This is a genomic window from Arthrobacter globiformis (assembly GCF_003261175.1).
Lineage (GTDB): Bacteria > Actinomycetota > Actinomycetes > Actinomycetales > Micrococcaceae > Arthrobacter > Arthrobacter globiformis_A.
The window spans coordinates 1-22,017 of sequence record NZ_QLNP01000073.1; the positions used below are offsets into that span (position 1 = coordinate 1).

Annotated in this window: 16 protein-coding genes and 1 pseudogene; 6 read left to right on the top strand and 11 right to left on the bottom strand. The window is 60.3% G+C overall.

Features of this window, described 5'->3' with window-relative positions; all coding sequences use genetic code 11:
• A pseudogene (locus DBZ45_RS10260) lies at positions 1-614 on the top strand (hypothetical protein); the annotation flags it as partial.
• A gap of 123 nt (positions 615-737) precedes the next feature.
• On the opposite strand, the gene DBZ45_RS22650 reads toward DBZ45_RS10260, so the two are convergent.
• The 3 genes from DBZ45_RS22650 to DBZ45_RS10270 all read right to left on the bottom strand — a co-directional run bounded on the left by DBZ45_RS22650 (position 738) and on the right by DBZ45_RS10270 (position 2,274).
• On the bottom strand, positions 738-1,223 hold the full coding sequence (locus tag DBZ45_RS22650; protein ID WP_146617482.1) for a hypothetical protein: 486 nt from the start codon (positions 1,221-1,223) through the stop codon (positions 738-740).
• A 79-nt stretch (positions 1,224-1,302) separates the two neighbouring features.
• On the bottom strand, positions 1,303-1,830 hold the full coding sequence (locus tag DBZ45_RS10265) for a cupin domain-containing protein (protein ID WP_111903813.1): 528 nt from the start codon (positions 1,828-1,830) through the stop codon (positions 1,303-1,305).
• A 36-nt stretch (positions 1,831-1,866) separates the two neighbouring features.
• Positions 1,867-2,274: a nuclear transport factor 2 family protein gene (locus DBZ45_RS10270; RefSeq protein WP_111903814.1), complete on the bottom strand. Its 408-nt coding sequence runs from the start codon at positions 2,272-2,274 to the stop codon at positions 1,867-1,869.
• A 534-nt stretch (positions 2,275-2,808) separates the two neighbouring features.
• Here DBZ45_RS10270 and DBZ45_RS10275 point away from each other — a divergent pair.
• Entirely contained in the window at positions 2,809-4,239 is a 1,431-nt protein-coding gene (locus DBZ45_RS10275; protein ID WP_223257006.1) for a sugar porter family MFS transporter, read from the top strand.
• Positions 4,240-4,320: 81 nt separating this feature from the next.
• Positions 4,321-5,088 (top strand): SDR family oxidoreductase, encoded by a 768-nt coding sequence (locus DBZ45_RS10280; protein ID WP_111903815.1) that lies wholly within the window; start codon positions 4,321-4,323, stop codon positions 5,086-5,088.
• A 319-nt stretch (positions 5,089-5,407) separates the two neighbouring features.
• On the opposite strand, the gene DBZ45_RS10285 is transcribed toward DBZ45_RS10280, so the two are convergent.
• The 4 genes from DBZ45_RS10285 to DBZ45_RS10300 form a co-directional block, all read right to left on the bottom strand.
• Positions 5,408-6,220: an IclR family transcriptional regulator gene (locus DBZ45_RS10285; RefSeq protein ID WP_111903816.1), complete on the bottom strand. Its 813-nt coding sequence runs from the start codon at positions 6,218-6,220 to the stop codon at positions 5,408-5,410.
• 137 nt (positions 6,221-6,357) lie between these two features.
• Complete coding sequence (locus DBZ45_RS10290; RefSeq protein WP_111903817.1) at positions 6,358-7,824, bottom strand: aldehyde dehydrogenase; 1,467 nt, start codon at positions 7,822-7,824, stop codon at positions 6,358-6,360.
• A 373-nt stretch (positions 7,825-8,197) separates the two neighbouring features.
• Positions 8,198-10,726, bottom strand: a complete 2,529-nt coding sequence (locus DBZ45_RS10295) for an ATP-binding cassette domain-containing protein (protein ID WP_190243081.1) — start codon at positions 10,724-10,726, stop codon at positions 8,198-8,200.
• A gap of 53 nt (positions 10,727-10,779) precedes the next feature.
• Entirely contained in the window at positions 10,780-11,838 is a 1,059-nt protein-coding gene (locus DBZ45_RS10300) for an ABC transporter permease (protein WP_190243082.1), read from the bottom strand.
• Between the two features lie 859 nt (positions 11,839-12,697).
• On the opposite strand from DBZ45_RS10300, the gene DBZ45_RS10310 reads away from it, so the two are divergent.
• Positions 12,698-14,023, top strand: a complete 1,326-nt coding sequence (locus DBZ45_RS10310; RefSeq protein ID WP_146617483.1) for a substrate-binding domain-containing protein — start codon at positions 12,698-12,700, stop codon at positions 14,021-14,023.
• 147 nt (positions 14,024-14,170) lie between these two features.
• Positions 14,171-15,508, top strand: coding sequence for a substrate-binding domain-containing protein (locus DBZ45_RS10315; protein WP_190243083.1), 1,338 nt, complete (start codon positions 14,171-14,173; stop codon positions 15,506-15,508).
• A gap of 313 nt (positions 15,509-15,821) precedes the next feature.
• Here the strand turns inward: DBZ45_RS10315 and DBZ45_RS10320 are convergent, their stop codons facing one another.
• Entirely contained in the window at positions 15,822-17,213 is a 1,392-nt protein-coding gene (locus DBZ45_RS10320; protein ID WP_111903823.1) for an MmgE/PrpD family protein, read from the bottom strand.
• Positions 17,214-17,966: 753 nt separating this feature from the next.
• On the opposite strand from DBZ45_RS10320, the gene DBZ45_RS10325 reads away from it, so the two are divergent.
• Positions 17,967-18,644, top strand: a complete 678-nt coding sequence (locus tag DBZ45_RS10325) for an aspartate/glutamate racemase family protein (protein ID WP_111903824.1) — start codon at positions 17,967-17,969, stop codon at positions 18,642-18,644.
• Positions 18,645-18,862: 218 nt separating this feature from the next.
• Here DBZ45_RS10325 and DBZ45_RS10330 read toward each other — a convergent pair whose 3' ends face one another.
• From DBZ45_RS10330 to DBZ45_RS10340, 3 genes are all read right to left on the bottom strand, one after another.
• The gene (locus DBZ45_RS10330; protein WP_111903825.1) at positions 18,863-19,714 is read right to left on the bottom strand and encodes a class II fructose-bisphosphate aldolase; all 852 of its coding nucleotides are present in this window, start codon (positions 19,712-19,714) and stop codon (positions 18,863-18,865) included.
• 86 nt (positions 19,715-19,800) lie between these two features.
• Positions 19,801-21,285: a four-carbon acid sugar kinase family protein gene (locus DBZ45_RS10335; RefSeq protein WP_111903826.1), complete on the bottom strand. Its 1,485-nt coding sequence runs from the start codon at positions 21,283-21,285 to the stop codon at positions 19,801-19,803.
• A gap of 173 nt (positions 21,286-21,458) precedes the next feature.
• The coding region (locus DBZ45_RS10340; protein ID WP_111903827.1) for a hypothetical protein at positions 21,459-22,017 on the bottom strand (559 nt) is incomplete at its 5' end.

A 22,017-nucleotide genomic window follows, 5' to 3' on the forward strand; every position in this document is an offset into this window, starting at 1 on the left:
CAGCGGCTGGCCGGCCGCCGTCCCCCGCCGTTCGTGCCGGGGTTGAATCGACTTTTGTGAAGGAGCAGCAGATGCGCGTAAGCAAGGCAGCGGAAACGGACATCGAAGCAGTCGGATCCATGCGTGAGGGAAAGCTGGACCAGAAGCACCTGCTGTTCGGTGAAGACGGTTCGCCGAACAACTACGACCTGAACATGGGCCACACCGGTGGCGGCGGGTGGCGCACCCCGCGGCACCGGCACAACTTCGACCAGGTCCGCTACGTCATCCAGGGCCGGCTGCCCTACTCCGAGACCGACTACCTGGAAGAGGGCTGGGTCGGCTACTTCCCGGAAAGCGTTCACTACGGTCCCCAGGAACGCGCCGAGGGGCTACGCACCCTGGTTCTGCAGGCCGGCGGCGCCAGCGGCCAGGGCTACCTCTCCGTCGCCCAGCGCGAAGCGACCAACTCGGAGCTGGAAAAGACCGGCGAGTTCAAAAAAGGCCTGTACCACTACACCGACGCCACCGGCGAAGCACAGTCCGTGGACGGATCGCAGGCGATCTTCGAACACGCCACCGGCGGCAAGCTCGAATTCGCCGGGCAACCGGCTTCACCCAAGGTCCAGCGCTAACTCATTTCACCAGAACAGCTGCAGCGCCGCCAATGCCATGGAAGGGGCCGCGATAGGTTCTCTTTTGCAACCGAACTCGCACCTGCAACTTCTGACCGTTAATTCGGGCAGTGGCAAGCGTGTCTACGCGTTGCTAACGAGCAGTGGAAATGAGGTGTATACGAAGGTCGCAGGAGTGGATTGATCGTTGCGGAGGTCGTGCATACTTCCGCGCAAGATGATGGAATCACCGATGCCGAGCGTCACGTTGCCGTCTTCCAGTGCAACGATCAACTCGCCCTTAAGCATCGTCATTACGTGTAGTGATGCGTCGGTGTGGAGGTCAGGTCCTTCTGGCCCGCGACCGTGGCCGGCGGGAACGGTAAGGATTCTGACAACGCCTCCCGTCGTTGGCGCGGCTGGTCCCAGCGTCCAGTCAGGTTGTGGCTGGTCGACCGGTTTCCCTGGAACGTCACGCTGCTGCCACACCTCCTGCAAAATGATGCCGTTGGCAAGTTCAGTGGTGGGAAGGCTCTGTTCGTCACTGACGACAGCCGATGCTCCGCTGGTGTTAACACCAACGACTACGCGCCGGCCAAAGCGCGGCGGAGGAGAATTTTTGTCGGACACAGGCTTATTTCCTTCTTGTGTGATGGGCCAGAGTGGTCTCGGCGAACACCCTGCCAGGCCGCCGACACCACAGGGAGTGTCAGCGAACCACGCTGACGTGAACAGCAGACACTACGCAAGGCTTGTCGGTCCGATTGCGCCACGCGTGCTTTGTTCCTCGCTGAACGATGGTATCGCCCTGTCGCATCGTCGTTTCCCCGGTGTCGAGCAGGACGACGGCTTCGCCGGATATTACGGTGACGATGTCGACCGTATCGGTGGTGTGCATGCCTGGAGCATCATGGGGATCCACGGCATCTCCCGCCCCCGATTCCGCCAAAATGCGGGCGTAACCGCCCTCGTAGTCCCACTCACTGTCTGGTGCAAACGCGGTGATCACGTAGTTGTAGCCCGCCGGTGGTGGCGGGATGACGGAGGCGCCACCCGGCCCGTTGGGCGCCATTACCGGCGTTGGCACCTCTGTGGCCTGCCACAGATGGTTCCGGGTGTAACCGTCTGCGACGAGACGGTCTGCCGTCGGACCATCACTGACGATTGTCGACTTACCTTCGGTATTCAAGCCCGTAACAATCAGCCGCGACTGGTATTCACGATGTTCTCCGGTCATAACGAAGTCCTTTCCTTTTAGTTGCTCTGTTCCGATTCAGGCAGTCCGGCGGACTGTTTCACGTTTGAGTGCGTCGTCTACGGGCGCGTTATCCACATAAATGCGCTGATCCACGAACTTTCCATTCAGGATCGTGATCTTGGAAGAGGCCTTGATCTCAAGCACCTCTCCACCGCGGAGCGTCCAACGTCCGACGGACTCGAAGAAGACAATCCCTCCTTCTTCCTCCCACACATTGACGAGGTCATGTCCCAGTGATGCGACCTGGTCGAGTTTCGCACTGAACGCTGCTGTGATGTCGTTGCGTCCCCTGATCTCCGGGCTGTTTCCGAACGTCAGCGTCATGTCTTCCGCGTAGTAAGAACTGAATTCGGCGGGGGAGTTTGCCTCCATCGCGGCGTAGTAATCCGTCAGCATCCTTACTGTCTCGGTGCTTGCGCGCATTATTTCAGACCTTTCGTTTTGTTAGGGGCCATCGGAGCTGCGGTAAGAAGCCCGCCCCCCGTCGGAGCCGGGCTCTCGCTGCAATTCTTGTTCCCAAGGAGGACTTTCCTCTGCGGCCCTGAGACCCTTGGTATCCAGCTGCCGCAAGGTCCCGCAGGTTCTTTCGACGGAGCGTGCAGAGGCTCCAGGTGGAGAGGGGGAGCCACAGCACCTCTTCCTTCGTGATTGACCAAGTCTCACAATACAGGATATCCTCAAGTTTGTTCCTGAAAATTGTGTCTCCAGTCACTACTGGGTCATAGCTCGCGCTCTTGTTTTTCTGGCCGGCTTCGCTCATTCCGAGCGTAGTGGTTGGGCCGGGCAGGGACATGGTTATCCAACACATCGTCGTGTTCGCCCCGGTGAGCATTGAACACCAAGTTAAAGGTAGTAAAAAAGCATGACCGAACAATGCCGATCGAATCAGTGCGGAACCTTCGTGGTCCGTTCCATGGACCATTAGGAGAACCTGTGTCTAATAGCTCACACTCCACAATGGCTTCCCCCGCGATGACCCGTCGTGAAGATCCGAGAACCTTCTTGTTCCGGCTGACCATGATTGCCAGTCTGGGTGGCCTCTTGTTCGGATTCGACACCGGTGTGATCGCGGGAGCTCTCGTGTACTTGCGGGAGGACTTCGGCCTGACGGCCCTCACCGAAGGTTTGGTCGTCACTTCGCTGCTGTTTCCGGGCGCCACGGCAGGTGCACTTCTCGGGGGGCCCGTTGCCGACCGCATCGGTCGCAAAAAGTCCCTGGTACTCGCTGGAGCCATCTTTTCCATCGCGACAGTAGCCTGCGCGCTGGCACCAAATGTCCTAGTCCTCGTAGCTGCCCGCATCGCGCTCGGCTACGCGGTCGGTGTCGCATCGGTTGTCGTTCCGCTCTATTTGGCCGAAATGGCGCCGGCATCCCAGCGGGGCCGCATCGTCACCGTGAACCAGCTCATGCTCGTCATTGGTTTGTTTCTTGCATTTGTTATCAATGCGGTACTTGCAAACCTGATTAGCGACACTGTTGTCTGGCGCTACATGCTTGGCATGGCACTCGTACCTGCCCTCGGACTCCTCCTTGGCATGCTCAGTCTGCCAGATACTCCGCGGTGGTACGCAAGCAAGCAGATGTGGGCGCAGGCGAAGCGCACCTTGGAGCGGGCACACCACGTGGACAGGGTGGAGGCTGAGTACGAACAGATCGCTGCCATTGTTGAAGCCGACCATCTCCAGGGCAAGGTATCAGTCCTGGCCACTATGCGCAGGGAACCATGGATGAAGTTCTTGATTCTGGTCGGCATCATCCTGGCGGTCGCCCAGCAGACCACGGGTATCAACGTCGTGATGTATTACGCACCGACAGTGCTGGAGACCTCAGGCCTCACGCGGTCAGCCTCTCTGTTGGCATCCGTTACCGTTGGGGTCGCAATGATCGTCTTCACCATCATCGGCATGTGGATCCTCGGCCTGATGGGCCGTAGGAAAATGATGCTTCTCGGTTTCGGAGGTGTTGCCGCCTCGCATCTGGGTCTCCTCATAACATATCTGCTCCCTGAATCAACGCTTCGTTCATATCTGATCTTGCTGTTCATGCTGCTGGTCACGGCCTTTATGGTGACCTTCCTCGGCACCACGGGTTTCCTCGTACTTTCCGAGCTCTTCCCACTTCCCATCCGCGGCTTCGCCATGGGTGCGTGCCTGGGCGGTCTGTGGGTTGCAAACTCGCTCATCTCGTTCTTCTTTCCAATTGCCGCCCAGACGTTTGGCTCGGTCGCCGTATTTTCCGGATTCATGGTGCTCAACGTCCTCGCGACAGTTTTCGCGTTCCGGTATATCCCGGAAACCAAGGGCCGCACCCTGGAAGAACTCGAGGTTGAATTGCGCGGACGCTACACCGGAGAACCCTCAAAACCTCGTCAGCTGGTATCGCGCTGACAAAAAATTCGCGTAGGGCAGTCCTATCTGGGGCCCGCCGAGTGGCGGGCCCCTGTTACCAAAAAGAAAGTGAGACCGAACATGACGGAACGCAGATTCGCCGGGAAGGTTGCTTTTGTGACCGGCGCCGGTAGTGGCATCGGGCGTGCGACGGCAATAGCCTTCGCTGCCGAAGGCGCCGACGTGGTGTTGGCTGACATCGACGCAGCCGGAAATGAAGAGACGGCCCGCCTGGTTAGCGAGCACGGCGGCCGCGTGCTGACCGCCAAATGCGATGTCACGTCCTCGAGCGATATTGAGGCGGTCATCGGCCAAACGATTAAGGAGTTCGGCCGTCTCGATGCCGCGTTTAACAATGCCGGCATCGAGCAGCCGCCAGCACCTCTTGTAGATATCACTGAGGACGAGTGGTCACGGCTGCTAGATGTTAACCTTCGGAGCGCGTTCCTGTGCATGAAGTATGAGATCCCCGCAATGCTCAAAAACGGCGGCGGATCCATCGTTAATACGTCCTCAGGGGCAGGCGTGGTGGGAATCCGGAACCAGGCAGCCTATGTCGCCTCCAAGCACGGAATCATTGGTCTGACAAAGTCGGTGGCGTTGGAGTACGCCGCTGAGGGCATCAGGGTCAACGCGATCTGCCCGGGCATCATCGAGACACCCATGATGGACCGGTTCTCGGGCGGGACCCCCGAGGGTCGTGAACGCGTGATTGGTCAGGAGCCTGTCGGCAGAATGGGCCGGCCCGAAGAGATCGCTTCGGCTGTGCTTTGGCTGTCATCCGATCTCGGATCCTTCGCGACGGGTCATGCCATGGTGATCGACGGTGGCCAGACGGTGGGCATCTAAGCAGCATCCTTGGTAGGTCTTCAGCGCCTGCCAATCAACGAATCTGGGTAGGTCTGTGCGCCGACTACCGGCGCACAGACCTATGCGTTTAAGTTCCAATTGGACACGTCATTCCCGACTCGTTCGGCGGTATGGCAACTGGCGCGCAATTGGAAGCTGCGCTGGCAACCCATATGCGGTCCGGAGTGAGACTGGCACGAAAGCTAAAGTCCTATTGGAGCTTGGCGGCAGCGCCCAGAGAGACGCGAGCAGGTGCAGACGTCGGCTACACGGATGCCGTGGCCGCGGGCGGGCGGCTCTTAGCAGCCTGGAGGGATGCTTAGGACTGGCGCTGCATGTCCTGCAGACGTTCACTTATCGTCGTCGCCGCATATTTGACCGCGCCTACTGCTTGCTTGACATCCAGGTCGCGGCGCTCATTTTCGTCCCACGCAACGCCGACGCTGCCGACGGCTGTTTTCTGGTCTGTAAGGATGGGCGCCGCGACGCCGTATACGCCTGGGTTAAATTCGCCCAGGGTCAGAAGGTGACCGTCCTTCTTGATGTCGCCGAGTTTCTTGCGGAATTCGCTCCAGGTGCTGCCGAGCTGGGCACTCTCAATTTCGACGCGATGCCGCGGATAGAGGGCCTTAAGGCGATGATGCGGAAGGTGGGCCAGGATGACCTTTGACCCGGCTCCTTGGAACATCGGACGCCGCTGGCCCCGGCTGAACCGGTTCTCGGGGCTTCTTGGCGCTCGGCTCTCACCAATGCACAGGACAGAGTCGCGAAATGCGGTCAGGAGCAGAGCTGAGTGCCCGATTTTTTCGACCAGATCCTCGAGAACGCCATGGCTGGCCATAAGCATCGGATCGGTTTGACGGATCTGTAAGTCCATCTCGATGATCCGCGGACCAAGGGTGTAATACCCGTTGCGGACCGCGGTCAGAAGTCCTGCATCGTGCAGAGTCTTGATGTAGCGGTACCCAGTGGATCGCGAGGTCTGCAGAGCCTCTATGAGATCCGCCGTCGACCAAACGGGCCCTGCGTCAGTGAAGAGCTCCAAGATTTGCAGCATCCTCGCCAGGCTGCCGCCACTCTCCGAATTTTCTGTCGTCTCTCCTACGGAAGTAGGCAAACCGCGCTCAACCATGCGTGCTCAAATCCTTCTCGTGGTCAGAACGGCAAGGTCGCTCAAGACCCGCAATTGACAATCTCATAATATCGGATTTTCTTCATCGGTTGCTTGCTCGGTTTGAACATGCCGAAACGCGGAGAGCGATAGCCCGTTCACACCGGTTGTGACCTGAACCCCAGGGGGAGTCCGATCGACTTCACTTCAAGGTAGGCGTCCAACCCTTCAGGGCCGCTCTCACGGCCAATGCCACTGTCTTTAAACCCTCCGACGGGGGCGAAGGAACCGACTGGATTGCCGTTGATTTCCACTGTCCCGGTCCTTATTTTTCGTGCAAGACGAAGGCCGCGCTCGATGTCATCTGTGAAAACGGAGCCATTGAGTCCATAGCGGGAATTATTGGCGATATCAACAGCTTCCGTCTCGTCGCGGTAGCTGATGATTGCAAGGACAGGTCCAAAGATTTCCTCTTGCGCAATACGGGCACCGGGCTCAACTTCGGTGAAGATTGTGGGCTCTATGTACCAGCCTCGATCAAGGCCTGGAGGCCGGCGACCGCCAAGGAGGACCTTGCCGCCTTCCTTCCTGCCGATTTCAATGTATTCCTCGACGTTTCCCCTCTGTCTGGCTGACACCATAGGTCCGATTTGGGTTGAGGGATTATGTGGGTCACCTACCGGCATGGACTGCACCATAGCGACCAACCGGTCGATGAGCTCTTGTTTGCGTCGCTCGGATACGACGACTCGTGTTTTGAGACTGCAAATTTGACCGTTGTTGCGGAAGGAGCCCATGCGCAGGCGATCCGTAACTGCATCGAAGTCAGCGTCGTCCAGGATTACCGCCGCCGACTTTCCTCCGAGTTCCAAGGTGACACGCCGAAGGTCCTGTCCAGTTATGGACGCAATCTTGCGTCCTGCAGACGTGGAACCGGTGAAGGCCACCTTGTCCACTCCCTTGTGGGATACAAGGTACTCGCTGGTTTCGCGGTCGGCGGGGAGGACGCTGAACACACCAGCCGGAAGCCCGGCAGCCTCCAGGGACTCAGCAAGCCAGTAGGCGGTTAACGGTGTTTCCGGGGCGGGCTTCAGGATGAAGGAACAGCCAGTCAATAAGGCGGGGGCAAGCTTCTGCATGGCGCTTGCAAGTGGAGTATTCCAAGGTATGACAGCCGCCACAACGCCGATGGGTTCACGAACGACCAGCGCTGTGCCAGTGGGCGATTGTCGTACAGCCTGAAAGGGGTAGCTCTTGGCAATCTCGATATAGGAGTTGAGGATCGCAAGCGCTGCAGGTATTTGAATCGTGCGGGATTGGGTGATGGGGCAGCCCATCTCGTCGGTAGTAAGGTCTGCCAGGAGATCCGACTGTTCCTCCATGGCGGCAGCAAGGCGCTGCAGGACGTCAATGCGATCTTCAAGGGCTAACTGTGGCCACGGCCCACGTTCAAAGGCGGCCCTTGCTGCCGTCACCGCCCTGTCTACGTCGTCCCGGGATGCCGCAGGCACCGTTGCTATCACCTGCTCCGTACTGGGCGACACTATGTCAATGCGCCCTTTGCTGCCGGGCTTTACCCATTCGCCGCCGATGAATAGGCGCTCGTACTTACCCTGCCAGACCATGTGGTGTCCCTGTTTCCTAGTTCTCTGTACTTTGTTTTTCGGTTGGGCTCCTGCAGAGCCGCTGTGGTTGCCAAAGGCTTCGGCGGTTAGGCGATGAAGGTATGCGACATAGGGGGCCGCGCTAACTGTCCGTGCTAGCGCGGCTCCCGATCTCGCTGCTATCGCTCATACCGCTTTGGCGTGCGGCCCGGGTCCGGATTCGTTGCAGAAATTGGCAGCTGCGGAGAAGGTCGCGGCGTTAGGTCGTCGAACCAGTGGAACTGCACGGCCTAACGCCGCAAAGAACTCCCGTCATCCTTCTGTTGTCAAAGGCCGTTGCTCCGCCCCAAGGGACGACACCATCATCAGTAGAACCTCGTCATCCCGGTCGGCGTCATCTGCGGGTTCGGATCCGCTGAGCCACGGTGTAGCCCGACACGGCGACAAGCAAGATCACACCGTAGATGACCTGTTCGGTTGCGTTCGGGATATTCAGCAATGGCGTTACATTGTCCAGAAGCGAGAGAAACACGGCGCCCAGGACAGCGCCGACGAATGAACCCCTGCCTCCCGTCATGACAGCACCGCCCAGGAATACGGCGGCAAACGCCGGAAGTGAATATGTGGCGCCTACTGCGTTGGACCCAATGCCCGTCTGCGATGCCAGAAGGAGGCCGGCGACAACCGCGCCGAACGCTGCCACTAAAAGCCCGACGGCACGGATGGTGCCGACGCCGCGACCGATGCGGCGGCTGGCCTCGGGGTTAAAGCCCGCTCCCCGGACTGCCAGCCCCATGCGGCTCCTGTAGAGCCACAGTTCCAGGGCGATGGTCAGCACAACAAGGACGATAAAGGGGGCGGGCACGAAGGCGACACCAAGGCTGACTGCTGTTCCTAGATCAGGTGCAATGACACCTGACGGAGTAGGCCGCAAGATGATGGCTATGCCTTGTACGATGCCAGTCGTGGCGATTGTGGCAACGACGGCGTTGATCTTCAGCCAACCAATCAGAATCGCGTTGAATCCGCCAATGGCGGCAGCGGTCAGCAGGAGCAATGGAACTGTTGCGAGGAGTGAGCCAGGGCTAAGGTCCGGCAGCGTCATCGAAACAAGGACAACAGTAAGGCTCATCGTTGACCCGATAGAGAGGTCGAAGCCTCTTGAAAGCATGGTGAACTGTTGTCCCAGCGCCACGAATGCCAAGGGCAGGCTGAGGATCAGCATGTTGGCCAGGTTTGGCCACGTCCAGAAGATTTCCGACTTGCTCCCGGCGTATCCGGCCACAATTGCCATCAGTATCACCAGAACGAAGATGGGAAAATGCGAGGAGGCTCGAGTCATCAGCCGGGAGACCAACCCAGCGTCCCTGGGCACCTGGTCCGCGTGGCTTTCATCCACACCCGCCGCGCTGACAAAACTACGGACGATCTCGGTCTCTGTAGTGGGCCCCACGATTTCCTGCACTACTGTGCCCCGCGACATCACGTAGACCCTGTCGCACATTCCCGCCAGTTCGGCGGAGTCGGACGAATTCACGAGAACCGCCATGCCCTCATCAGCCGCTCCGGAGAGCACCCGGTAGATATCCATGCGGGCGCGTGCGTCGACTCCCTGTGTAGGCTCGTCCACGATAAGTACTTTGGGCCGGCGCAGGGCAGGCCGCGCAAGAACCGCTTTCTGCTGATTGCCTCCGGAGAGGCCGCTGATGGGCTGGTACGGTGATGCGGCCACGATACCGAGTTGCTTCGATACTTTGCCGAAAGCCTCTCTGAGGCGACCTGGGAGGGCGAGGCCGAACGGGCCGCTCTCGGGGCCCAGTTGGGCGGTTGCGTTTTCCATTACCGACAGGTCGCCGTAGACCGATTCAACGGCTCGATCGCCGCTCTGGAAGCTGATGCCTGCATCCAGGGCCGCAGCAGGACCTCCGCGTCCCACGCTCCTGCCGTCGACCAGGACCTCACCCGAACTGCGCTTCTCACCGATCAGGCCGCGGAGAAGAGCCCGTTGTCCGTTCCCTTCCGCGCCTGCGACACCGACGATTTCGCCTGGACGGACGTTGATCGAGACAGGGCCATAGCCCTGGCCGCCCAAGTCTTTGACTTCCAACCTGTTGCTGTCGGTGTGCGGCTTGGTCCGGGTGGGAAACTCGAGGTCTGTGGGTGCGCCGACCATGAGTTCGACGATGTCATCGACTTTCCAGTCCCTGCCGCTGTAGGTTCCCTGGATGATGCCGTCGCGCAGGACGGTAATTCGGTCGGCGAGTCGGCGGACCTCCTCGAGCCGATGGCTGACGTAAACAATTGCGACTCCCTCATCCCTGGACTGCCGGATGAGGCCCTCAAGATGCGCAGCGTACTGCATGTCGAGGGCTGCAGTGGGCTCATCGAGCATGAGGACGCGCGGCTGGTGGCTCATGGCCCTGGCGACTTCGAGGAGCTGCCGCGCACCTGGGCCGAGCGCCCCCACCAAGTCTGTGGGTTTGAAAGGCAAGTCATAGCGAGCAAGCAGCCGGTCCAAGTCGGCAGGACGGCGCTCTCCCACAGCGTTGAAGGAAAGCGCGATGTTGTCAGCGACGGTGAGTTCCTCGACCAGGGAGGTGTCTTGGTATGCGGTGACGAGACCGAGCTTCCGGGCGCGTCGGACGGTTCCGCCGGCCAGAGAGTGTCCACCGATTGTGACTTCGCCGGTGTCGTGAGTGATCACACCCGAAGCGATTTTGATCAGCGTGGACTTTCCGGAACCGTTCTCGCCAACGAGTGCGTGTACTTCACCGGGACGGCAGTCGAAATTTACATCAGAAAGCGCCTTCACGCCCGGATACGACTTGGACACTCCGCTTAGGACGACAGCTGGCTCAGCTAAGTCGGCCTTCGTCGGCTCCGCACTGACCTGTGGTGTACCTGCGTCCACGATCTTTTCCACTACATGTTCTCCTTGTGTCCTGCGCGAGGGGGGCGGGGGGGTCAGCTTGCTCGTCATTTCACTGGCCTCCCCAATTGCAGGGCTGCGATTCGCTTGATTCCGGCGATTCCATATTGACTAATGGTGATTGCCGCGACTGCGACTACGAGGGCGAAGCCTTGAATCACAATTCGTGCGCCGGTGGAAAAACCAGCAACCACCAGCGCCTGATCCAACAACTGCAAAAAGACGCAGGAGACGAGGAGGCTGGCGACACTGGTGGGACCGCCGCTGAAGGCTAGCCCGGCGATAGCTGCGGCCGTAACAGTCGCCAACTGATAGGGCGCACCGATGGATATGTCAGGAGTTCCAATGAAACCCGCGAGGAACACGCCCGCGATTCCGTAAAGCAGGCCGACTGCGGCAAAGGTGCTCATCTGAACCAATGTCACCCGAACTCCCAAGGCAGTCGCCGCCCGAGGGTTCGACCCGACCTGCGCAACCCGCCGACCGGCACGGGTGTAAGAAAGTACGGCAGCCACAATAAGGCCGACGATGAGTGCAACCAGGAAACATGTATTGATGTTCAAGACTGACCACTGGCTTACTTGCTGCAGTTGTTCCGGCGCTTCACCTGACAGCGAGAACGAGACACCGGTCCAAAGCAGCATGCCTCCCGTGACGATGCCGTATGTCGAGAGAGTCACGATGATTGAGTTCAGGCGGAGAACGCAAATAAAGAAGCCATTAACAACGCTGACGACCAGCGACACCCCGAGGGCGGCCGGGATCACGAGCCAAAGGTTCGCCCCCGGGACGCCATAGTGGACCACGAAACCCGCCGCGGCAGCCAGGACCGCGGAGACTGACAGGTCAATCGCTCCCAGCATCACGACGAGCATCTGTCCCATTGCAGCCAGAGCAAGGATGCCGGCCAAGGCGCTGACCACCCTCACGGAGTTCCCGCCGAGGCTTGCAGGGGCAACTACCACTGCGAAGACCAGCAACACCAGGAGGGCACCCCAACTGGCAAGGTATCGTGCAGGGAACCGATATTTTAAGTCCGTCAGCCGGTTCTGAACTGCGGGCTGGGGCATATGTGTTGGGCCGTTTCCGGTCACACCTGTAGTCATCGCGAATTCCTCCGCTTGGTCATCAGCACTTCTTTGAACCTCCGAGTCAGAAGCAACATTGCTTCGCTGAAGCTTCGGCCCAGACGGCCGAATAATTGGGTTCCCTGGGGCATTGCACCGAGTGATAGCTGAGGGCTCAACGCCGGAACGGCCAGCAGGAAGACAATGCGGCCGCCGGTTCCGCGGCTCTCTCCATGTGGGCTCAAAGCGCTTCTCCTGCTCACTACATACGATCGATGTCATCCCCCAAGGACAATGCGTGGGGGTCGGCCGAGTGTCCTGTGTCTTTCAAGGCGCGGCGACCCTTATTGAAAGTATCCCATATGGCGGGATAAAGTCAACGGAATTTCGTGAGCCACCACACATCCGCCTGCCACTGGTCGCTTGACGGGAGGTTATTGACGAATCCCGCATTGTGAGAAATACTACATTTTAAATCTGGCTAGGACTTCCGATCGAAGCGTCTCGCCAGCCTCTTATATATCGCTCGGACGCCATCCTGGTACCTAGGGAGCGCCTGCGGAGGCAGGATGCAGGCGATACCGGACGAGATTGGTCAGCGCATGGAAACAAGTTCTTCTAGTGCCTCCCGGGGACGAAAGTTCCTCCGGGACCGAGAGCTCGTTTTAGCTGCAGCTCCGGGCCTACCGCCAGGACGCCCAGGCAGCTGCTACAGGCTAAACCCAAAGAAGATAAAGCCTGCCGGTCACCACTGAGACCGCAATCGTGCCCAATGAGGTGAGGGGATAACTTGAGCAACTTCAAGCGCATTTCCAAGCCCACCTCGGCATTGCTCTGCTGAAACATCAAGAGGCCCTTGATCACCTAGGGGCTTCCTGGCATCCATATCAAAGAAGCCTTGGACGCTAATCCAGATCCTGATAAGGAGTTATATCCAATGCGAACGGACTTTCCGGGCCGGGAACGGCCCTTCAAGACCCGCCCGGGCCTTAAACTGCTCACAGCATGCCTGCTGACCGGCCTACTCGCCGCCTGCTCCACGACAACAGGCTCGCCGGGTGGCTCGAATGCCACACCCTCTGCACCGGGCGAGGACATAACGGCAAAGGACGTGGATCAGGCTGCCCTCGCCGCCACTATCAAGAAGACCTTCTTGACCGATATCCCGGTTTCCGACCTCGACCCAGTAGTGGCGGATACGATGGCGGCGGCATCCAAACCGATGACGCCGGAGCAAAATCAGCTGTTCAAGACCTGCCTGCAGCAGAGCTCCTGCGACACCGGACATGGTACATTGACGGTCGCCCTGGCGATGCAGAGTAGTAACGCGTGGGGCAACATCTTCCGCGGGGAGGCCACAGCTCAGGCCTTGGCATACCCGCAGGTCAAGAAGATCGTCTATAACAACGGCAACGGCGACGTCGCCGCAGTGCTGGCCAACCTGCGAAGCGTGATCGCGCAGAAAGTCGACATCATCGTGACGGACCCCGTCTTCGGCGGCGCCATCGCGTCTGCGCTGCAGCAGGCCAAGCAGGCCGGCATCACTGTGGTAACCGTGAACACCCCGCTACCGGAAGATGCCGCGCCCCTAGTGTCCGCACAGGTTCCGCTCGCGCTTTGCGACCTCTATACCGAAGGTGCCCAGGCCTTGGTCAAGGCAGCGGGGAACAACAAGTCATACGCCCTCTACACCGGCATTCCAGGCAACAGCAACGCCGCAGCATGGCAACCCTGTGCGAAGAAAGTCCTCGACGGTGCCGGCTGGACCATGACCACCGAGGGATTCACGCAATGGACAGCCCAAGGTGCAGCACAGGCAGCCAATGCTCTCCTGGCCTCCGGCAAGAAACCCGATGCAGTCATCTACGACTACACCACCGATGACTTCCTCAAGCCCTACATCGCCGACCGGAAGACGCCGCCAGCCTTTTTGAGTGACGTTATGAATTACTCCTGGCTTACGGAACTCCAGCATGCGAAACAAGCCGGGATCAGCGCGACGTCCTGGTTGGCCAGCAGCCACGTCTGGTTCGGCCGGTTCGGCGTCACTGCCGGAATCAAGATTAAGGAAGGCCGAAAGGTTGCCACTCAGGTACCTGTGCATGTTCCGGTTGTGTCGTCCGACTCGGTCCTTGACACGAACACCCCGGATATTCCCTCCAGTGTCCCGGTTTCCAGCCTGCTCACACCTGAGCAAATGAAGCTCGCGCTGGCAGCCTCGTAGCCACTCACCCACTAACTCGCCGGGTCTCGTCAACCGGGACCGGGCGAGTTCGTGTGCTGGCGCAGGAGAAAACATTTTCCAGGCGGTCGTCGACGAGAAAAATGAAGCAGCCCACCCAAGGTCTGCATGCATAGTCACGTTAAGAAAGTGCCTTGGACCCCTCTATCCCTACCCCTCGAAACTAAGGAGCAATGCTCAATGAGCGCAGAAACGCCCCGCAGGAAGCGGCCTCTTCTGAAACGCCTGGTCCCACAAGTGCTGACGACATTAGCTGTGTCGGCGATGCTGGCAGCCTGTTCGACGACGACGGGCTCAACTAACGCCCCGAATGGCACTGCGTCTGCGTCTGGTGACGACATCACCGCCCAGAGCGTTGATCAGAAGGCCTTGGCAGCCACGATCAAGAAGACCTTCCTCAAGGACATCGCTGTTTCCGATCTCGACCCGGTGGTGGCAGATACGATGGCTGCTGCATCCAAGCCGATGACGGCCGAGCAGAATGAGTTGTTCAAGACCTGCCTGCAGCAGAGTTCCTGCGACACGGGGCATGGGTCCCTGACCGTTGCCATCGCGCTGGAGAACAGTAACTCCTTTGCCAGCACGATGCGCGGAGAAGCCACTGCGCAGGCACTTGCCTATCCGCAGGTCAAGAAGATCGTCTACAACAACGCCAATGGTGACGTCGCGGCAGTGCTGGCAAACCTTCGAAGCCTCGTTGCCCAGAAGGTTGACATCATCGTAACGGACCCCGTTTTTGGAGGCGCTGTCGCATCCGCTCTCCAGCAGGCCAAACAGGCCGGGGTGACCGTGGTCACCTACAACACTCCGCTGCCGGAGACCGCGGCGTCATCCGTTGCCGCGCAGGTCCCCCTGGCACTGTGCGACCTCTACACTGAAGGCGCCCAGACACTCGTCAAGGAGCTGGGAAAAAACAAATCCTACGCCCTCTATACAGGCATCCCCGGCAACAGCAACGCCGCTGCCTGGCAGCCGTGCGCTAAAAAGGTCCTCGACGGCGCCGGCTGGACCCAGGCAACTGAGGGCTTCACGCAATGGACCGCCCAAGGTGCCGCACAGGCCGCGAACGCCCTCCTGGCATCCGGCAAAGAGCCCGCAGCGATTATTTACGACGACACGACCGACGACTTCGCGAAACCATTCATCGACGAGCACAAAACGCCGCCGGCGTTCCTGAGCGATGTAATGACGCACTCCTGGCTCTCACTGGTCCAGCAGGCAAAGAAGGCGGGCGTGAATACAACCTCCTGGATGGCCAGCAGCCACGTCTGGTTCCCCCGTTTCGGTGTCACCGCGGGGATCAAGATCAAGGAAGGGCAGCCCGTGCCCTCTCAGGTCTCCGTGCATGTCCCGGTTGTCACCACTGACTCCGTCCTTGACACCAATAGCCCGGACATCCCCTCCAGAATTCCGGTGTCCAGTCTGCTCACGCCCGAGCAGATGAACCTGGCGCTGGCAGCCCCGTAAGGAGCCTCGCCTGATGCGGCTGCGGATCCCGGACACACGGACCGCAGCTGTATCAGGCCGGATCAGATATCGCGGCCGGCGAAATCGGCCCGCGATGTGTCACCCTCTTCGGGTGGTCGCGGTGGAAATGAAAAGTCAGGCGAGCGTTACCCAAGGGACTGAGCCCGGTTTAGGCCGGGCTCAGTCCCTTTCGTCTTTCTGGGCTACTGCTGACAACACAGATAAACCCATACGGCCCGTACGATGTGCATGAACCGGCGTCTGCCAAAAGGCTGCTGAACGTGTTCATGCGGCGAGCTACGGGCCTGTGAGCTCAGTTCGGCGGAGCCAGAAGGCGTACCAGCTCCACGACGTCAGCAGCTGATTCCAAGTGGCGGGCCAAGTGCTCTGCGGCTATAACCTGGTCCGCTTCGAGTGGCCTAACGCTGGCAGAGGCACAGTCACGGAATTTTTGTCCGATTGTGTCCCAAGTAAGCGGGGCCTCAGAGTTCCCGGGTACGCCGGACCCTACTTTCTGGAACTTCCTCCCGTCGATCATTTCCAGTTCAACCCGCCCCGGGGGCAGTTCGAGCTTCCAGTCGAGGGTCGGATCGCTTACGGTGACTACCTTTTGCGCCACAGCCAGCACCCGGCGGTCCTTCAGCGATTCGGTCGTGAAATGCGATACCTTCACGCCCCTGTGCACGGCTGCGACGGCAACAAGGAAGGGGAGGCTGAATTTGGCATCCACGAGCGTTGCCGGCGCCCGCCGTTCCTGCAGGGGGCGACACATCAGATCGTGGTAGTCGCCAACATGGAGTCGGATTTGTTTGACTTCGTCCAAGTGAAGCCCGTTTTCGTTCAACAACTCGATTATGGCGTGGATATGACTGTGAGCAGTTCCCACGGTGGGCCACAGCTTGTACAAGGTCCCGGCGCCCTCGAACTTCCTGCCTAGGCCGTTCAGGATTGCGTCCCTGTCGTAGTCGGCGAAGTAGGTCTTGAAAAAGCCGAACTCGCCTTCCAGAACGGTCGGGACGCCGGTCACGCCTCGCGCGGCGAGCAGTGCTGCCAGAACCGCGCCTTTCGCGGAGAAACCCGCATACATTCCACGGACGTCCCCGCCTGTGCCGGCTACAAGCTCCATCACCCCGGAAGATTGCATAGTGGCTATGCCAAAGGCGCTGACCATCTGTTCTTGGGACAAGCCGAGCACACGGCCTGCTGCCGCTGTCGCCGCGAATACTCCCATCACGGATGAGAGGTTCCAGTCCTTCTTCCACGTGACGTTACACCTGAGGCGCGCGAAAATATCTTGTCCGGCCGCGACTGCAGCGATCATGTCCTGACCGGTTACGCCGCCAAGGCGTTCAGCGACGGCAAATGCTGCCGGGACGATGGAGCTGGAGGCGTGTTGGCCCCAAGGCGTCTGATCGTCAAAGTCCAGACAATGGGCCATGGCGCCGTTTGCTAGTGCTGCCATCATCGCAGGGGCCTTGCCGCCGAAAGCAAGAATGGACGATTCGGGACGACCGGCGCTTTCTTTAACGAGGTCCACAAGGCCGTGGACTGCGGGTTCAGTTCCGCTGGCGGCCAAGATCACCCCAAAAGTGTCCAGGATACTCTTTTTGGCAGTCTCAGCGGCCTCTGGGGGAGTCCCCGCGTACGTTGTTTCAGCGACAAAGCTTGCGAGATGTTGAACAAGGTCCTTGGCGTGTGCAGGCAATTGCAATCCTTTCGTGTTATTCAGTCAATGCGCCCCGGAGGGAATCGATTACGGCAGGGACGAGGGGGACTGCGATCCTGCCCTCTTTCTGGTCGAGCAGCTCACATTGAGCCTTAGACCTCCTTCGACCACCGTATGAATCCCTAATTGATGCAAAGCCAAAGCAGCACCCAGGGTAACTTCTGCGTGATGCGGTCCCTTCGGGGACAGCACGAAGACGGTGCACGGTTCGCCATCGGCGGGAATCTTGACGGAAACGGGACGTGTGTTGCCGGCACTCAATGCGCTGGCCCCGGCGGCGTGGGGCCTGTCCTCGAAGGTGTAATCGATGCGTTCCCCTGCAAATGTTTGAAGATGCAGCGTTGTGGTTTGCGGCCCATAAGAAGCCGATGTAACAACCGCTGAGCCCGCAAACCGGTTGCTGGTCTGGTGATTCGTCCGCATGTCCTTCTCTGTCTCCTCTGGGTGAGGGGCGCGCGAATCTAATGTGCCGGCTCGATTTGCCGCTGGACCCGAGTGAGGGGCCCAGCAGCTCATCCAGGGGTGGGCATAGTAGCGGCCGATCAGCATGGAAGCCATCGTTGGAACCCGGTGAGCGCGCAAGTGTATCTATTGACAGTATCTCATATTGCGGGATATTGTCTATAGAAGTTCGGTGTTCAAGGGCCTTTTCTACTCCCTCGGGCTAAGGTCAACCACACACTTAGGTCTGCTGTCTTGTCAGACTCCAGCACTAGAAAAGGAAGTAAGAGCGTGTCGAAGAAGATCGCAATTTTGCACACAAGCTTCGTATTTGTCTCCGTTGAACCTGTCATCAATGACCTCATTGCCGAGCTGATTCCCGATGCCGAAGTTATCCACTTCGTGGACTCGGATGTTCTGGCAACGGTCCAGCGCGAACAGGGGATCTCGGCCAAGAGCGAAGCCAGGATGACGCATCTGGCGCAAGCGGCCGAAGCAGCCGGAGCTGACATCATTTTCTCGGCGTGCTCTTCTCTCGGTCCCGCCCTGGATGTGGCAGCCCGGAACGTACACACTCCGGTAGTGAAGATTGACGAGGCCATGGCGATCCAGGCAGCGCGCGAAGGGAAGAAGGTTGGTGTCTTGGCCACTGTGCCCACCACCCTTGGCCCGACCTCGGACCTGATACAGGCAAAAGCAGATGAGATCGGCCGGAACATCACGATCGAACAGCGGTTGTGCGAAGGGGCATTCTCCGTACTCATGTCGGGAGACCGTGAAAAGCATGACGCCATGATCATCGAACAAGCGGTCGACCTTGCTGAAAAGGTTGACATGATTGTCCTCGCTCAGGCTTCCATGAATCGGCTTGGGGCAGTCCTTCAGGAGAAGACCGGCAGGACCGTTCTAACCAGCCCCCGCATCGGTGTGGACTATCTCGCACGTCGCGTAGCAGAGCTTGCGGCCTGAAAGATCAGGACCTGGTTGCCATACCGTTTGGGCCCGTTTGCTGTTGGGCATGAAGTCTGACTCAGTGGCAGCTGGCGGCAAGATCGGCGCGTGGGCCTGAGGAGGGATGTTGGCCCTCAGGCCCACGCTTCTTTCCAGGTAGGCAAAGTAGTTCGCACGTTTCAAGGCAGATTCCCTGCATACAGGAGCAACCCCGGCTGTGAGTCGCCGGCTACGCACTAGCGAGTTAGAGTCGCAAGTGCGTAGCCGGCGAATTCTTTGGCAGATTGATTCCACTTGGCCAGCAGGCCCTGCAGGTTCTCGCCGTCCGCACGATGGGCGGTAAGTTGCTCCTGGAGGGTGGCCAGCACGCCCGTCCGCAGTTCTGTGTTGAAGTTGACCTTGCCAACGTTCATGGCGGCGGCTTTGACCAGTTCTTCGGCTGGGATCCCGGAGGCGCCGTGCAGGACCAGTGGGATGTGCGTCCGCACCGCGATATCCTGCAAGACGTCCCAGCGCAGCCGCGGCTCGCCCTTGTACTTGCCGTGGACGTTGCCCACGGCCACGGCCAGCAGATCCGCTCCGGTGCGGGCGACGAAGTCCTCCACCTGTGCAGAGTTGGTCAGCCCTGCCACGTCTACGCCGGACTGGTCCGCCCCAAAGGCGCGGTCCTCATCGCCCGCCAGGCCGCCCAGCTCGGCTTCGATTATGATGTCGCGCCCCAGTAGAGCGCGGGCCGCGCGGACCAACGCAATATTGTCCTCGTAAGGAAGGGCGGAACCGTCGGCGAGGACGGAATCCGCCCCTGCGGCGACGGCGTCGGCCATGACCTGAAGGTTAGTCGCGTGGTCAAGCTGCACCGCTACGGGTACGACAGCCGAGTCAGCAAGCCCGCGGAGCGCCGCGATCAGGCGCAGTCCGTTGGCCGTCGCAGCGGTTTTGGGTGCCACCAGAAGGATGGCACCAAGGCAGGAATCCTCGGCTGCGTCAATCACGGCCATGGCAGTGGTGAAGTCGTAACAAGTGAACGCCGGAACAGCAGAGCCTCGCTGCAGGGCGGAATTGACGAGATCGTCTAGTGGGAAACGCATCAGAATTCACCGTCCCCGGTCAACGGTACAGGCGTTGGGTTGGTAGTGATGGGGTTGTTGCTCATTTTCTCCGATGAGTTTCTTGGTTAGAACGTTGCGCTGAGTTTGCGGGTGACGCCCGCGAGGGAATGGTCATCGCCGACGTTGCCTGCGAAGACGATGTACGGGATGCCCTTGGCGGGGCCGTCTACCGGTTCCCAGAGCGAGACGATGCCCGGGAGCATGGGGCCGCGGACGATGGCGTGGCGGATTTCCAAACCGTGGGCCGCGACGTCGGAGGAGGTGATGCCGCCCTTGGCGATGACGAAGCGGGGCGGGAAGGTCTTCAGCGTCCGGTTGACCACATCGACGACGGCGGCGGAAACGGTGCGCGCAATCCGCAGGCTCTCGACGGGGTCGTCCGTCTTGATGAGGAGACGGCTGGTGTGGACGATGACGTCCCCGGCGCGGAGGGCCTCGACGACGGCGTCCACCGTCTGGTCCAGGTGCGCGTCTGCTGCGGCTTCGTCGCCGAGGAGCTTCTCGACGTCGATCTCGATGATGCGCGCGGAGCTGTGTTCTGCGGTGAGGACGTTGAGCTGGCGGGTGGTGAGGCCCACGTGCGAGCCCACCACGATCAGGCCGCCGGCCTCCGACGGGGTGTTGCCGGCGTAGGCCTCTTCCGCGGTGAGTGCGGTACGTACTTCCTGGCCGATGCGGCCGCGGACAAACGGCGGACCCACGCGGCACAGGAGCTTCTTTCCGCGGCGTTCTGCTTCTTCGAGGCCAAGAGCCAGGGCACGGAGGTCGTTCTCGGTAACGATGTCCGCCACGATGGGAGTGGAACCGCTGGCTGGCTCGATCGCGTCGGCGATGGCCTTTGCGGAGATGGCGGGGTCCTGGGCGGAGGCGCCGGCGCGGATGATGTTCAGGTCCAGGACAATCACGGAGTCCGCGGGGAACCGGCCCTGCGACTTCTCTGCGATGTAGTTGGCCATGACGGAGGTGCTGAAGCCGAAGGAGGCATCCTTGGCGAACTCGGTTTCGGAGACGGGGACCAGGGTGCCCGCGGCGTCACCTGTGCCGCGCATGTAGTGCACGCCGCCGATGGTGAGCCTGCCGGCGTCGGGGAAGGCCGGGACCAGCACAACGCCGTCGGTCTGTTCCCCGCTGACCTCGGCAACAGTGGCTGCGATGACGTCAGGCTCCACGGGGAAGTGGCCGCGGAGGGTGGAGTCGCTGCGGCTGACGAAGCCTAAGCGCAGTGTGTTCGGCGATCCTGCTGCCGTGAGGGCGTTCCGGACCACTTCCTCATTCCGTGCTGCCGCTTCGGCGGGGTCAAGGCTGCGGGTGTTAGTGAGGACGTAGACCGCGGGTTTGCCTTGGCCAAAGGCCCAGGTGAAGTCCTCCACCTCCCACCGGGTGAGCACGGGCAGGTCCGCCACGGACTGCGTGCCGGTCGGATCGTCGTCGAGCACCACCAGGACGCGGGGAACCGCCGCGTTGGAATCGGCCAGCAAGCGGGCAACCAGGCCGGCCGGAATCTCAAGGTCTGCCGGGTAAGCGGCCAGAAGATCGGCTTCAAGTGTCACGATGCACTCCATTGTGTAGGGGGTAGGAAACAATCTGTGGGGCTGGGAGGGCAAGCAGCGGGGTGGCCCTCCCAGCCCTCGATCGGGTTTGGGGCCGTTGAATGGCTCGCGGACAGCCATGTACACGCCAACGGGCAACACGGATGTTCCGTGTTGCCCGTTGGCGCGTGGTTTTAGAAGGTGTGGAGGACGAAGCGGAGGAATTCGGTGGGTTCGATGGCTTCGATGGGGGTGGGGCCTTCGTTGGCGAGGAATTCGTAGCCGGTTTCGGGGCCGTATTTTTCGCCGCCCGCGGTGACCTGGCCTTTGGTCTGGAACAGGATTTCGATGGACGGGAACTGGCCGGCCTGGTAAACGGCGCCGGCGTCCAGGCGGAGGAATCCGATGCGGAAGTTGCGTTCGGTAAAGGCGCCCAGCCACTTCTCGGACACGCCCTGGTCCGCTGCGGGCAACCAGTCAAAGGCATCGGGGTTCATGGCGATGACGTCTTCGTAGCGCGGGGTGGCGAATTCGAGCTTGCCGCCGGTGGCGTGTTCGAAGATCGCCTGCGATCCGTCCACGGACTGTGCTTCGCCGGTGGCGTCGGTGTAGTGGTACAGGCCTTTCTTGAACTCGCCGGTCTTTTCCAGCTCCGAGTTGGTCGCTTCGCGCTGGGCGACGGAGAGGTAGCCCTGGCCGCTGGCGCCGCCGGCCTGCAGAACCAGGGTGCGTAGCCCCTCGGCGCGTTCCTGG

Bases quoted from the DNA above. Each gene is read 5' to 3' on its own strand.
- DBZ45_RS10285 (WP_111903816.1), bottom strand. From the start codon at position 6,220: ATGGTTGAGCGCGGTTTGCCTACTTCCGTAGGAGAGACGACAGAAAAT.
- DBZ45_RS10300 (WP_190243082.1), bottom strand. From the start codon at position 11,838: ATGACTACAGGTGTGACCGGAAACGGCCCAACACATATGCCCCAGCCC.
- DBZ45_RS10290 (WP_111903817.1), bottom strand. From the start codon at position 7,824: ATGGTCTGGCAGGGTAAGTACGAGCGCCTATTCATCGGCGGCGAATGG.
- DBZ45_RS10330 (WP_111903825.1), bottom strand. From the start codon at position 19,714: ATGCGTTTCCCACTAGACGATCTCGTCAATTCCGCCCTGCAGCGAGGC.
- DBZ45_RS10280 (WP_111903815.1), top strand. From the start codon at position 4,321: ATGACGGAACGCAGATTCGCCGGGAAGGTTGCTTTTGTGACCGGCGCC.
- DBZ45_RS10270 (WP_111903814.1), bottom strand. From the start codon at position 2,274: ATGCGCGCAAGCACCGAGACAGTAAGGATGCTGACGGATTACTACGCC.
- DBZ45_RS10275 (WP_223257006.1), top strand. From the start codon at position 2,809: ATGGCTTCCCCCGCGATGACCCGTCGTGAAGATCCGAGAACCTTCTTG.
- DBZ45_RS10265 (WP_111903813.1), bottom strand. From the start codon at position 1,830: ATGACCGGAGAACATCGTGAATACCAGTCGCGGCTGATTGTTACGGGC.